Source organism: Pseudomonas sp. SLFW (assembly GCF_009905615.1).
In the GTDB taxonomy this organism is placed as follows: domain Bacteria; phylum Pseudomonadota; class Gammaproteobacteria; order Pseudomonadales; family Pseudomonadaceae; genus Aquipseudomonas; species Aquipseudomonas bambusae.
The window spans coordinates 287158-301254 of record NZ_JAAAKW010000007.1; the positions used below are offsets into that span (position 1 = coordinate 287158).

Sequence of the window (14097 nt, forward strand, 5' to 3'; positions counted from 1 at the left end):
TCAAGGAGTGAAAGCATGAAACTGAAAGTCTGGGCGGCCACCGCTGCAATCGTTCTGGGCGCGCTGCCCGGTATCAGTCAGGCACGGGATACCGCGCTGTATCTGCCGTTCGACAAGGTCGTTGCACAAATGCTTCAAGAGAAGAAACTGGACGGCAGCGTGAAGTTCTACCTGGCGGGTGTCACGCCAAAAGGGAAAGTGTCGGTGCTATCGCCGAACGCTGTGACCAACAAGAAAACCAACGCCTTCAACAAAAGCGACAACGACGCCTGCGAATGGGCGCTGCAATCAGCCATCCTGCAATTGAACGAAGCGGCGAAAGGCGCAGGGGCAAATGCCGTGGTTAACATCGCCAGTTACTACAAGAAGATCGAACGCAAAGACCCTGCAACCTACGAATGCCACGCCGGGGCCGTCATGGCAGGCGTTGCGTTGAAAGGTGACCTGGCGAAGGTGCAGTAAAGCTTTCTAATGGGGCGAGGCTTTCTGCGGCGCCCGATGGCACGAACGGTTCACCTGTGGGAGCGAATTCATTCGCGAACAAACTTCAGCCGATAGAGGTGCATCGCCTGTTGCATCTTTCGCGAATGAATTCGCTCCCACAGTTCGAATTGCGCATCTCGTGCGTCCTTACTAGCCCGCCTTGCGCGTCACCAACTCAACGAACGCCTTGGCCATGGGCGACTTCTGGTCCTTGCGCTGCACCAGCCACACCGCCGACGTTGCGGCCTCGTCCAAGAGGGTGCGATAGACCACGCCATCGATCCGCATGCGTTGGTACGACGCAGGCAGCACCGTCACGCCCAGCCCCGCCGCGACCAGCCCGATGATCGTCATAGCCTCGGCGGCTTCCTGGGCGAACAACGGCGTGAACCCCGCATCACGCGCCAGGCTCAGCAGCTGCGCGTACAGGCCACTGCCATAGCTTCGTGGAAAGAACACAAACGGCTCGGTCGCCAGCTCTTTGAGGTAAATCCCCTGTTCGCTGCCCTGAGCCATCGGGTGGTCGGAGCGGAAAACGGCCACCAGCGGCTCACGTAACAGCTCGACCGCCACCAAAGAATCCGGCAACGGCAGCGGGCGCATGATGCCCACCTGCATCGACTCCTCCACCAGCCTTTCGGCGACTTCCTTGCTGCTCATTTCCTGCAATGCCAAGTGCACGGCGGGATGGCGTTGACGAAAGGCAAAGATCGCCTGAGGAATGCTGGACGTGAACGGTGCCGACGCGGTGAAGCCAATCTTCAACTCCCCCAGCTCACCCAACTGCGCGCGGCGCGCCACATCAGAGGCTTTCTCGACCTGCGCCAGCACCAGCCGCGCTTCGTCGAGGAACAGTCGCCCTGCCTCGCTCAATGCCACTCGTCGGTTGGTCCGCTCGAACAGTCGGGCACCCAATTCATGTTCCAGCGCCTGAATTTGCTGGCTCAACGGAGGCTGAGAGATGCCGAGTGACTCCGCAGCCCTGCCAAAATGCAGCTCTTCAGCCACCGCAATAAAGTAGCGAAGATGACGTAATTCCATGGCCTCACCATTGAGTCGTTAAAGCTATCAAACAGGTCGAACAATATATTGGAGGAAAACGTTAGCTGGCTATATGCTTTTCCCCATCGCTGCTTCACATCGTTTGAGGTTACCCGTGAATACTGCTGCATCCCCCGCGACGTCTGCGCCCGAGATCAATGTCGTAATCCCGCTGGGTGATACCTACATCGAGAAAGACACCCCGGCCTTCATCCGCACCGTTCTCGCGCTGTTTTCCGGCGGCTTCGCCACCTTCTCCCTGCTCTATTGCGTTCAGCCGATGATGCCCGTGCTGTCCCGCGAGTTCTCCATCAACGCTGCAGAGAGCAGCCTGATCCTCTCGGTGGCCACGGCGATGCTCGCCATCGGCCTGTTGATCACCGGCCCGATTTCCGACCGTATGGGACGCAAATCGGTGATGGTTTTTTCTTTGTTCTCCGCCGCTTTGTTCACCATTGCCAGCGCGTTCATGCCCAGTTGGGAGGGCGTGTTGGTGACACGGGCCTTTGTCGGGCTTTCGTTGAGCGGGTTAGCGGCGGTAGCGATGACGTACCTCAGCGAAGAGATCCACCCGCAACACATCGGCCTGGCCATGGGCTTGTACATCGGCGGCAACGCGATTGGCGGGATGAGCGGGCGGCTGATCACCGGCGTCCTCAGCGATTACGTGAGCTGGCACATCGCGCTGTCGATCATGGGTCTCATCGCACTGGCAGGCGCCTGCGTGTTCTGGAAGATCCTGCCCCCCTCGCGCAACTTCCGTCCTCGCCCGCTCAACGCTCGCAGCCTGCTGGACGGCTTCGTGTTGCAGTTCCGTGATGCCGGTCTGCCGTGGCTGTTCCTGGAAGGCTTCCTGCTGATGGGCGCCTTCGTCACGCTGTTCAACTACATCGGTTATCGCCTGTTGGCCGATCCCTACAATCTCAGCCAAGCAGTGGTCGGCCTGTTCTCGGTGGTCTACCTGTCCGGGATCTACAGCTCGGCGAAAGTCGGCGCTCTGGCCGACAAACTGGGGCGTCGCAACGTGCTCTGGGCCGTGATCGTCCTGATGATCGCCGGTCTTGCCCTGACCATGTTCACCCCGTTGGCCATCGTGGTCATTGGCGTCGTCATGTTCACATTCGGCTTCTTCGGCGCCCACTCGGTGGCCAGCAGCTGGATCGGCCGCCGCGCTATAAAAGCCAAGGGCCAGGCCTCGTCGCTATACCTGTTCAGCTACTACGTTGGTTCCAGCGTGGCGGGCACCGGCGGCGGGTTCTTCTGGCATTACGCGGGGTGGAACGGGATCGGCGTATTTATCGCGCTGCTGCTCGCCGCCGCGTTAGGTGCGGCGCTCAAGCTGGCGAAGGTGAAGCCACTGCCGGTGAACGTGCAGGTTTGATGGTCCGGGCGTTTTCATACAAAACTTGGCTTCGTTTCACATCTCTCGTATCCACATCGCCTGACAGTAAAGCGTGAACAATTAGTTCACGCTTTACTGCTATGATCAGAACATTCCAACACAAAGGTCTCAGGGCCTTTTTCTACACGGGAACAACCAAAGGGATTCGCGCAGACCCTGCAAAGCGCCTTCGATCCATCTTGCTGGCTTTGGATATAGCCATGTGCCCTGATGAATTGAGCTTGGCAGGCCTGAAGTTGCATCCGCTGAAAGGCGATCTGGATCAGTACTGGTCAGTCTGGGTGAGCGGGAACTGGCGAATTATTTTTAGATTTATCGAGAACGATGTCGAGCTGGTCGATTATCTCGATTACCACTGACAGGAGTCATTTGCATGAGAATGCATAACCCTCCACACCCCGGCGAAGTGATTCAGGAAATGCTGCCGGAGTTGAATATCAAGATTGCCGAAATGGCACGTCGGCTTCACTTCTCCCGAGAAATGTTGTCTCGCGTCATCAACGGCCGCGCCCCTATAAGTCCGGATCTTGCGGTCCGACTGGAGCGAGCAGGGTTGAGTACTGCACGCTTTTGGCTTGCCGCGCAGATGAGCCATGACCTATGGCAGGCGGAACACCGTGAGCAGCCATCCATCACCCCGATGTATACCCGCCCGACATTTACTGCGGTATGACACCCCACACAAAAACGCCCGGTAAATCCGGGCGTTCTTGTGCCTGACGCTCAGCGCTTACTGGTGATACTGCGCCGACAACTCATGCACTGCGTTGATGAACGCGCCTGCATTGGCCGGGTCGACCTCAGGGGTGATGCCGTGGCCGAGGTTGAAGACGTGGCCGGTGCCGCTGCCGTAGCTTTTGAGGATGTTGGCGACTTCCTGGCGAATGGCCTGGGGGTTGGCGTAGAGGACGGTGGGGTCCATGTTGCCTTGCAGGGCGACTTTGCTACCGACGCGACGGCGGGCTTCGCCGATGTCGCAGGTCCAGTCCAGGCCCAGCGCGTCAGCCCCGGCGTCAGCGATACTTTCCAGCCACAGACCGCCGCCTTTGGTGAAGAGGATGACCGGGACTTTGCGACCGTCGTGTTCGCGGATCAGGCCGCTGACGATCTTGCGCATGTAGGCCAGGGAGAATTCCTGGTACGCCGCCGCCGAGAGGCTGCCGCCCCAACTGTCGAAGATCTGCACGGCCTGAGCGCCCGCCAGAATCTGACCATTCAGATAAGCCGTAACCGACTGCGCTAGCTTATCCAATAAGAGGTGCATGGCTTGCGGGTTGTCGTAGAGCATCGCCTTGGATTTGCGGAAGTCCTTGGACGAGCCGCCTTCGACCATATAAGTCGCGAGGGTCCACGGGCTGCCGGAGAAGCCGATCAGCGGCACGCGGCCATTCAGCTCGCGGCGGATGGTGCTGACTGCGTCCATGACGTAGCCCAAGTCCTTCTGCGCGTCCGGGATCGGCAGCGCTTCGATGTCGGCCAGGGTGCTGACGGTTTTCTTGAAACGCGGGCCTTCGCCGGTCTCGAAGTACAGGCCAAGGCCCATGGCGTCGGGGACGGTGAGGATGTCAGAGAACAGGATGGCGGCATCCAGCGGGTAACGCTCAAGCGGTTGCAAGGTGACTTCGCAAGCAAACGCCGGGTTCATGCACAGGCTCATGAAATCCCCGGCCTTGGCACGACTGGCGCGGTATTCCGGGAGGTAGCGACCGGCCTGACGCATCATCCATACCGGCGTGACGTCAACGGGTTGCTTGAGCAGGGCGCGAAGGAAACGGTCGTTCTTCAGGGCAGTCATGGCAGGATCCGGGAAAAAAGTGCGGGCATTTTCTCAGACACCAACGCAAAAGGCACGGTAAGTACCGTGCCTTTTGTCTATGGGGTCAATTTGTCGCGCAAATGTCGCACCGGATTCCATGTGCAAACCCGCTTGCCAGCGGTGCATACAACCCCTGTGGGAGCGAATTTATTCGCGAAGCGGGAGTACAGCCGACAGAAATATGTCGGATGTACCGGCGTCTCGCGAATGAATTCGCTCCCACAGTTTGAACCGCATTCCGATCCGGAAATCAGACGCCCAGGTAATCCAGAATCCCTTCAGCCGCATTACGGCCTTCAAAGATCGCGGTCACGACGAGGTCGGAACCGCGCACCATGTCGCCACCCGCGAAGATTTTCGGGTTGCTGGTCTGGTGCTTGAACTTGCCTTGTTCCGGCGCGAGGACGCGGCCCTGGCTGTCGGTCTCGATGCTGTGCTGCTCGAACCACGGCGCTGGGCTTGGGCGGAAGCCGAAAGCGATAACCACGGCGTCGGCCGGGATGATTTCTTCGGAGCCCGGAATCGGCTCAGGGCTGCGACGGCCGCGCGCATCAGGCTCGCCCAGACGGGTTTCGACGACTTTGACGCCTTCGACCTTGTCCTCACCCACGATGGCGATTGGCTGGCGGTTATAGAGGAATTTCACGCCTTCTTCCTTGGCGTTCTTCACTTCCTTACGCGAGCCCGGCATGTTTTCTTCGTCACGACGGTAAGCGCACGTTACAGCCTTGGCACCCTGACGGATCGAGGTGCGGTTGCAGTCCATCGCGGTGTCACCACCGCCCAGTACCACAACCTTCTTGCCTTTCATGTCGACGAAGTCTTCTGGCGATTTTTCAAAGCCCAGGTTGCGGTTGACGTTGGCGATCAGGAAGTCGAGCGCGTCGTGCACGCCCGGCAAGTCTTCGCCCGGGAAGCCGCCTTTCATGTAGGTGTAGGTGCCCATGCCCATAAACACGGCATCGTATTCCTGCAGCAGTTGTTCGACGGTGATGTCCTTGCCGATTTCGGTATTGAGGCGGAACTCGATACCCATGCCGGTGAAGACTTCACGTCGGTGGCTCAGCACGCTTTTTTCGAGCTTGAACTCAGGGATACCGAAGGTCAGCAGACCGCCGATTTCCGGGTTTTTATCGAACACCACCGGCGTCACACCACCGCGCACCAGCACGTCGGCGCAGCCCAGACCCGCCGGGCCTGCTCCAATGATTGCCACGCGCTTGCCGGTCGGCACTACGCGGGACATGTCCGGACGCCAGCCCATGGCGAATGCGGTGTCGGTGATGTACTTCTCCACCGAACCAATGGTGACCGCACCGAAACCGTCGTTCAGGGTGCACGCCCCTTCACACAGACGATCCTGCGGGCACACACGGCCGCAGACTTCCGGCAGCGTGTTGGTCTGGTGCGACAGCTCGGCGGCCGCGAGAATGTTGCCCTCGGACACCAGCTTCAGCCAGTTGGGAATGAAGTTATGCACAGGGCATTTCCATTCGCAGTACGGGTTGCCGCAACCCAGGCAGCGGTGGGCCTGATCGGCCGATTGCTGGGGTTTGAAGGGTTCGTAGATTTCCACGAACTCTTTCTTGCGTTGACGCAACAGTTTCTTCTTCGGATCTTTGCGCCCGACATCGATGAACTGGAAGTCATTACTCAGACGTTCAGCCATTTTGAGCCTCTTCGCGGCAGCTTCAAGCTCTATGCTTCAAGCTGCAAGAATCATATTTCGCAGGCACTCGCGCACTGCATTTAGCTTGCGGCTTTTAGCTCGCCGCTTGCAGCTGCTTTATTGCGGGTTAGCGCGTGTACTCGACAGCAAAGACTTGAGGTTGGCGGCCTTAGGCTTCACCAGCCAGAAGCGGCGCAGGTAGTCATCCAGATTTTCCCAGAGATTACGGCCCCATTCGCTATCCGTCTCGGTCACGTATTCGGCGAGCACGCGCTCCAAGTGGCTGCGATAGGCTTCCATCGCTTCGCCGCTGATGCGCTGGATCTCGACCAGTTCATGGTTGACCCGGTCAACGAAGGTGTTGTCCTGGTCGAGCACGTAGGCGAAACCGCCGGTCATGCCAGAGCCGAAGTTGTAACCCGTTTTGCCCAGAACGCAGACGAAACCGCCGGTCATGTACTCGCAGCAGTGATCGCCCGTGCCTTCCACAACGGTGTGGGCACCCGAGTTACGCACCGCGAAACGCTCGCCTGCCGTACCCGCTGCAAACAGCTTGCCACCGGTGGCGCCGTATAGGCAGGTGTTGCCGATGATGGCGCTGTCCTGGGTTTTGAACGGGCTGCCTTTCGGCGGCACGATCACCAGCTTGCCAGCGGTCATGCCTTTGCCGACGTAGTCGTTGGCGTCGCCTTCCAGGTACATGTTCAGGCCACCGGCGTTCCACACGCCGAAGCTCTGACCGGCAGTGCCCTTGAAGCGGAAGGTCACCGGGGCGTCTTTCATGCCCTGGTTGCCGTGCAGCTTGGCGATTTCACCGGAGATGCGAGCACCGATGGAGCGGTCGCAGTTGCAGATGTCGAGTTCGTACTCGCCGCCGGCTTTGGACTCGATGGCGGATTTGGCCAGCTCCACCATTTTCTCGGCCAGCAGGCCCTTGTCGAACGGCGGGTTGCGGTCCACGAGGCTGAACTGAGGCTTGTCTGCGGGGATGTGATCGCTGCCCAGCAGAGGCGTCAGGTCCAAATGCTGCTGCTTGGCGGTTTCGCCCGGCAGGATGTCCAGCAGGTCGGTACGGCCGATCAGCTCTTCCAGCGAACGCACGCCCAACTTGGCCAGCCACTCGCGGGTTTCTTCCGCCACGTAGGTGAAGAAGTTGATCACCATGTCGACGGTGCCGATGTAGTGATCCTTGCGCAGCTTGTCGTTCTGAGTCGCGACGCCGGTGGCGCAGTTGTTCAGGTGGCAGATACGCAGGTATTTGCAGCCCAGCGCGATCATCGGCGCCGTACCGAAGCCGAAGCTCTCAGCGCCGAGGATTGCGGCCTTGATCACGTCCAGACCGGTTTTCAGACCACCGTCGGTCTGCACCCGGACCTTGCCGCGCAGGTCGTTGCCGCGCAGGGTCTGGTGGGTTTCGGCCAGGCCGATTTCCCACGGCGCGCCCGCGTATTTGATCGACGACAGCGGCGATGCACCGGTACCGCCGTCGTAACCGGAAATGGTGATCAGGTCGGCATAGGCCTTGGCCACACCGGCGGCGATGGTGCCAACGCCCGCTTCTGCCACCAGCTTGACCGAGACCAGCGCCGACGGGTTGACCTGCTTGAGGTCGAAAATCAGCTGCGACAAGTCTTCAATCGAGTAGATGTCATGGTGCGGCGGCGGCGAGATCAGGGTCACGCCTGGGACTGCATAACGCAGCTTGGCAATAAGACCGTTGACCTTGCCACCCGGCAGTTGACCGCCCTCGCCCGGCTTGGCGCCTTGAGCGACTTTGATCTGCAACACGTCTGCGTTGACCAGATACTCAGGGGTCACGCCGAAACGACCCGTTGCGATTTGCTTGATCTTGGAGCTGCGGATGGTGCCGTAGCGCGCCGGGTCTTCGCCGCCTTCGCCGGAGTTGGAGCGTGCGCCCAGACGGTTCATCGCCTCGGCCAGCGCTTCGTGAGCCTCAGGCGACAGTGCGCCCAGCGAGATGCCCGCCGAGTCGAATCGCTTGAGGATCGCTTCCAGCGGCTCGATGTCGTCAATCGACAGCGGTGTGTCGAGTTCCTTGACCTTGAACAGGTCGCGGATCATCGACACCGGACGGTTGTCGACCAGCGCGGTGTATTCCTTGAATTTGCTGTAGTCGCCCTGCTGCACGGCGGCTTGCAACGTCGCCACCACATCAGGGTTGTAGGCGTGGTATTCGCCGCCGTAGACGAACTTCAGCAGACCGCCTTGCTGGATCGGCTTGCGCGGACTCCAGGCTTCACCGGCCAGTGCTTTCTGCTCGTCTTCGATATCAACAAAACGCGCGCCTTTGATGCGGCTTGGGACGCCACGGAAACTCAGGTCGCAGACTTCCTCGGACAGGCCGATGGCTTCGAACAGTTGCGCGCCACGATACGACGCGATGGTCGAGATGCCCATCTTCGACAATATCTTGAGCAGGCCCTTGGTGATGCCTTTGCGGTAATTCTTGAAGACTTCGTACAGATCGCCCAGCACTTCGCCGGTGCGGATCAGGTCGCCCAGCACTTCATAGGCCAGGAACGGATAGACCGCCGACGCACCGAACCCGATCAGCACGGCAAAGTGGTGCGGATCGCGGGCTGTCGCGGTTTCAACCAGGATGTTGCTGTCGCAGCGCAGGCCTTTTTCGGTCAAGCGGTGGTGTACCGCACCGGTGGCCAGCGAGGCGTGAATCGGCAGTTTGCCGGGGGCAATATGGCGGTCGCTCAGAACGATCTGGGTGCGACCGGCGCGCACAGCTTCTTCCGCCTGATCAGCGACGTTGCGCACAGCGGCTTCAAGGCCGGTGGCTTCGTCGTAGTTCAGGTCGATGATGGCGCGGTCGAAGCCAGGGCGATCCAGCGTCATCAGCGAACGCCACTTGGCCGGGGAAATGACCGGCGAGCTGAGGATCACGCGGGACGCATGCTCAGGCGACTCCTGGAAAATGTTGCGCTCAGCACCGAGGCAGACTTCCAGCGACATGACGATGGCTTCACGCAGCGGGTCGATCGGCGGGTTGGTGACCTGCGCGAACTGCTGACGGAAATAGTCGTACGGCGTGCGCACACGGCGGGACAGCACGGCCATTGGCGTGTCGTCGCCCATGGAACCCACGGCTTCCTGGCCCTGCTCGCCCAGCGGACGCAGCACCTGATCACGCTCTTCGAACGTGACCTGGAACATCTTCATGTACTGCTTGAGCTGATCCGGGTTGTAGAACGCCGAACCGTGGTCGTGGTCTTCCAGCGTCGCCTGAATGCGCAGCGCGTTCTTGCGCAGCCATTGCTTGTACGGATGGCGCGACTTCAGACGGCTGTCGATGGCGTCAGTGTCGAGGATCTGGCCGGTTTCGGTGTCCACGGCGAAGATCTGGCCCGGACCGACACGGCCTTTGGCGATGACGTCTTCGGGGGTGTAGTTCCACACGCCGATTTCCGACGCTAGGGTGATGTAACCGTTCTTGGTGGTGACCCAACGCGCTGGACGCAGACCGTTACGGTCGAGCAGGCAGACGGCGTGGCGACCTTCGGTCATCACGATACCGGCCGGGCCGTCCCACGGCTCCATGTGCATGGAGTTGAATTCATAGAAGGCACGCAGATCCGGGTCCATGGTCTCGACGTTCTGCCACGCTGGCGGCACGAGCATGCGCACGCCACGGAACAGGTCGATCCCGCCGGTGACCATCAGCTCCAGCATGTTGTCCATGCTCGAGGAGTCGGAGCCGACGCGGTTGACCAACGGGCCCAACTCGTCGAGGTCCATCAGATCATTGGTGAACTTGGTGCGACGGGCCTGAGCCCAGTTGCGGTTACCGGTGATGGTGTTGATCTCGCCATTGTGGGCGAGGAAGCGGAATGGCTGAGCCAGCGGCCACTTCGGCAGGGTGTTGGTCGAGAAGCGCTGGTGGAACACGCAGATCGCAGTTTGCAGGCGTTCGTCGTTGAGGTCTGGATAGAATGCCGTGAGGTCACGCGGCATCATCAAGCCTTTATAGATGATGGTCTTGTGCGAGAAGCTGCAGATGTAGTGGTCAGTGTCGGCGGCGTTGGACACCGACGAACGGCGACGCGCAGTGAACAGCTTGATCGCGAATTCCTGATCGCTCAGGCCTTCACCGCCGATGAACACCTGCTCGATTTTCGGCAAACGCTCCAGCGCCAGACGCCCGAGGACGCTTGTGTCGATCGGCACCTGACGCCAACCCACGAGGGTCAGACCGGCCGCAAGGATTTCGCGGTTCATGTTCTCGCGAGCGGCTTCGGCCTTGGCGTCGTTCTGGTTGAGGAACACCATGCCCACGCAATACTGGCGCGGCAGCTCGACACCGAAGTGCTCGTGAGCCACGGCACGCAGGAACGTGTCGGGTTTTTGAATCAACAGACCGCAACCGTCACCGGTCTTGCCGTCGGCGTTGATCCCACCACGGTGGGTCATGCAGGTCAGGGCTTCAATCGCCGTCTGCAACAGATGATGACTGGGCTCGCCCTGCATATGGGCAATCAAGCCGAAGCCGCAGTTATCCTTGAATTCTTCTGGTTGGTACAGACCTGCTTTCATAGACACATTCTCACCAGGCTGCCTCTTATCGAGACAAATTTCTTTTCAATTCAGCCATTTACCGTCCACGCCGAACGTATGCCGGCTTTGCGGGAGCAAAAGGGAGGTCATTGTACACACCGACACAAAGCCTCACAAATTTAGCGACGAAATGTCGCAAATTCATGTCGCATTCGTGAAAGGTTTTTATCGATTCTCATGATAGCCAGAGCTTTGTTGCGAGTCTGACCAAAGAGAGCCCAAAGTTCAATGCGTGTCTGAGACGCAGACACCGCAAGGCGCGCTGCTCATTGTCAGCACGCTCATGCGTTGAAATTGGGGAGCCAAGCGAGCGACCCGGATAAGGTCGCTGCGTCTTCAGCGGGCTGCGGCGAGTTCCTGTTGGATACTGCCGACAGTGCGAGGCCAAGGTTTACCAGCCTGAACCTTCGCTGGCAAGTTCTTGATAGCGGCGAGTGCTGCATTGCGGTCGGCAAAACTGCCGTAGGTGACCACGTACAACGGCTTGCCTTGCAGGGTTTTCTTGAAATAACGGTACTCGGCGCCCTGCTCTTTCACGTAGCTCTGGGCCGTGGCTTCGGAGCTGGTGCCGAGGATTTGCACGACGAAATGCGTCGGTGCCTGACCGGCGTACCACGTGCCACCTGTAGAAGCTGGCGCGACAGCGGCAGGCGCTGCTGGCTTCTCGGCTGGCTTGGGCGCTGGCTTGGCCGTCGCGACCTGCGCAGGCGCTGGAGCGGGCTTGGCAGCGGGCGCAGGAGCCGGTGTCGGCTTGGCGGCAGGTGCCGGCGCAGGACGAGGCGTCGGAACCTGGGTTTGCGCCATCTGTGGCGCTGGGCCCGCAGCAGCACCGGCCGGCGGAGCGGTCGTGGTCACAGTCGGCGGCTGCAGCGATTGATTGGCGGCAGGGCCACCGTCTTCGCCATCACCTTCGCCTGACCCCGCGGCTTCGGCCAAAGGACCGCGCATCACCGGCTGCGAGTTACCGACCAACGGTAGCGGCATTGGTTGCGAATTACCGGCGAACTCGATGGCCGGGCCACCGTTGTTCGATTGCTGAGCAGGCGCCTTGCCTTGGCCCAGCGGCAGTTGTGCCTGGGAGTTGGCCGGAGCCGTTGGCGCGGTGTTGCGCCCTGGAATCAACCACGCCGCGAGCACTGCCGCGACCACAACCCCACCCAAAGCCAACACGTGTTTCTTAGGCATCTTGAACCCCATACTTGGACGCTTGACCGCAGAGCGGCTGGCGATCATGGCTTCGATCATCGAATCGCGCGCGACCTGGTTGATCGCGCCCGGCCATCCATTGGACTGTTCGTGAATATCGGTGATCTGCTCGGCACTGAACACTTCAATGCCTTGACCGGCGCCTTCGAGGCGTTGAGCCAGATACTCACGGGTTTCTTCTTCGGTGTACGGTGCCAGCTCGATGACGTGAAAACGCTCTTCGTCCGAACCGCTCTCGGCGCACAGCTGATCCAGACGATCAATGATCGAAGCCTCGCCGAACAGGAAGACGTGCGGACGCCCCTCAGGGGTGCCTGCCGCCAATCCCAACAACGCTTCGAGTGCGGATTCGCCCAGTTGTTCGGCATCGTCTACCAACACGTAGACTTCCTGACCGGTCAGGCCCAGCTGCACGACCTGCGACAGGATGGACTGCATTTCCGGCTGAGCAACGTTCAGCGCCTGAGCCACCTGACGCAGTACGCCCGACGCATCACCGGCGCCACGGGCGGACACCACAACGCTCTGCACGGACTGTTTGTTAGTGCTGGCGACCAGCGCCTGACGCAGCAGCGTCTTGCCGCTGCCATGTGGGCCGGTGACCAACAGCAGCAACTGGCTGTAGCGGGCCAGGTGGTGCAGTTGACCCAGCACGGGCTTGCGCTGGGCCGGGAAGAACTTGAAGCCCGGGACCCGAGTGGCAAAGGGGTCATGACTCAATTGGTAGTGACCGAGAAAGGCCTCATCGGCGTGCAAGCTAGTCATGGATTTCTCATTAACCTCTAAGCTGATCCACCAAGGCGCGGTAGTCCGCGACCAGTGTGGCCTGTAGTACTTCTCTTGGATATTCGTCGGTCACCACTGCTTCGCCCATCCGGCGCAACAGCACCAGGCGCAAACGACCATCGATCACCTTCTTGTCCACCGCCATGTGCTCAAGGAAATGCTCAGGCGTCATGTCTTCAGGGGGCACCACGGGCAAACCGGCGCGCTGAAACAGACGGATACCACGATCCCGCTCCTGTTCGCTGATCCAGCCCAGGCGCGAGGACATCTCCAGCGCCATGACCGTACCGGCTGCCACCGCCTCACCGTGCAACCAGACGCCGTAACCCATTTGGGTTTCGATGGCATGGCCGAAGGTGTGGCCCAGATTCAACGTGGCGCGCACGCCCGACTCTCGCTCATCGGCACCGACCACAGCAGCCTTGGCCGCACAGGAACGCTCGATGGCGGTGGTCAACGTGGCCTGATCCAGACCACGCAGCTTGTCCATATTCTCTTCGAGCCATGTCAGGAACGGCTCGTCACATATCAGACCGTATTTGATGACCTCGGCAAGCCCGGCAGACAGCTCGCGTTCAGGCAGGGTGTTCAGCGAGAGGGTGTCGATCAGCACGGCGTTCGGCTGATAGAACGCGCCAACCATGTTTTTGCCCAGCGGATGGTTGATGCCGGTCTTGCCACCCACGGACGAATCGACCTGCGACAGCAGCGTAGTCGGCACCTGGATGAAGTCCACGCCCCGCTGATAGCACGCGGCAGCAAAACCGGCCATGTCACCAATCACACCGCCACCGAGTGCAATCACGGTGGTGCGGCGGTCATGACGTGCGGTCAGGAGGGCGTCGAAGATGAGCTGCAGGGTTTCCCAGTTCTTGAAGGCTTCGCCATCGGGCAACACGATAGGCAGCACGTTGTAACCGGCCAGCGTCTTGGTCAGGCGCTCAATGTAGAGCGGCGCGACGGTGCTGTTGGAAACGATCGCGACCTGTTTGCCTGCGATGTACGGCGTGAGCAGTTCAGGTTGATCCAACAAGCCTTCGCCAATGTGAATCGGGTAGCTCCGCTCGCCAAGCTCGACCTTAAGTGTCTGCATGTATCCCCACACTCTTT

10 protein-coding genes are annotated in these 14097 nt (G+C 60.2%); 4 read left to right on the forward strand and 6 right to left on the reverse strand.

The annotated features are described in order from the left end of the window. The first annotated feature begins 15 nt into the window (after nt 1-15). Complete coding sequence (locus GVN17_RS15360; protein ID WP_166596117.1) at nt 16-462, forward strand: excinuclease; 447 nt, start codon at nt 16-18, stop codon at nt 460-462. A 171-nt stretch (nt 463-633) separates the two neighbouring features. Here the strand turns inward: GVN17_RS15360 and GVN17_RS15365 are convergent, their stop codons facing one another. Next, complete coding sequence (locus GVN17_RS15365; protein WP_166596118.1) at nt 634-1524, reverse strand: LysR family transcriptional regulator; 891 nt, start codon at nt 1522-1524, stop codon at nt 634-636. 115 nt (nt 1525-1639) lie between these two features. On the opposite strand from GVN17_RS15365, the gene GVN17_RS15370 reads away from it, so the two are divergent. From GVN17_RS15370 to GVN17_RS15380, 3 genes are all read left to right on the forward strand, one after another. After that, a complete protein-coding gene (locus GVN17_RS15370) occupies nt 1640-2905 on the forward strand; it encodes an MFS transporter (RefSeq protein WP_371928552.1) in 1266 nt (421 codons plus the stop codon). 101 nt (nt 2906-3006) lie between these two features. After that, nucleotides 3007-3285, forward strand: a complete 279-nt coding sequence (locus GVN17_RS15375) for a type II toxin-antitoxin system RelE/ParE family toxin (protein ID WP_166596120.1) — start codon at nt 3007-3009, stop codon at nt 3283-3285. Nucleotides 3286-3299: 14 nt separating this feature from the next. Continuing rightward, nucleotides 3300-3599: a HigA family addiction module antitoxin gene (locus tag GVN17_RS15380; protein ID WP_166596121.1), complete on the forward strand. Its 300-nt coding sequence runs from the start codon at nt 3300-3302 to the stop codon at nt 3597-3599. A gap of 57 nt (nt 3600-3656) precedes the next feature. On the opposite strand, the gene hemE is transcribed toward GVN17_RS15380, so the two are convergent. The 5 genes from hemE to aroB form a co-directional block, all read right to left on the reverse strand. Beyond that, nucleotides 3657-4721, reverse strand: coding sequence for a uroporphyrinogen decarboxylase (hemE, locus tag GVN17_RS15385; RefSeq protein WP_166596122.1), 1065 nt, complete (start codon nt 4719-4721; stop codon nt 3657-3659). Between the two features lie 271 nt (nt 4722-4992). Continuing rightward, complete coding sequence (locus tag GVN17_RS15390) at nt 4993-6411, reverse strand: FAD-dependent oxidoreductase (RefSeq protein WP_166596123.1); 1419 nt, start codon at nt 6409-6411, stop codon at nt 4993-4995. A 117-nt stretch (nt 6412-6528) separates the two neighbouring features. After that, nucleotides 6529-10974: a glutamate synthase large subunit gene (gltB, locus tag GVN17_RS15395; RefSeq protein WP_166596124.1), complete on the reverse strand. Its 4446-nt coding sequence runs from the start codon at nt 10972-10974 to the stop codon at nt 6529-6531. Between the two features lie 357 nt (nt 10975-11331). Beyond that, nucleotides 11332-12966: an AAA family ATPase gene (locus GVN17_RS15400; protein WP_166596125.1), complete on the reverse strand. Its 1635-nt coding sequence runs from the start codon at nt 12964-12966 to the stop codon at nt 11332-11334. Nucleotides 12967-12976: 10 nt separating this feature from the next. Then, complete coding sequence (gene aroB, locus GVN17_RS15405) at nt 12977-14080, reverse strand: 3-dehydroquinate synthase (protein ID WP_166596126.1); 1104 nt, start codon at nt 14078-14080, stop codon at nt 12977-12979. Nucleotides 14081-14097: the final 17 nt, after the last annotated feature.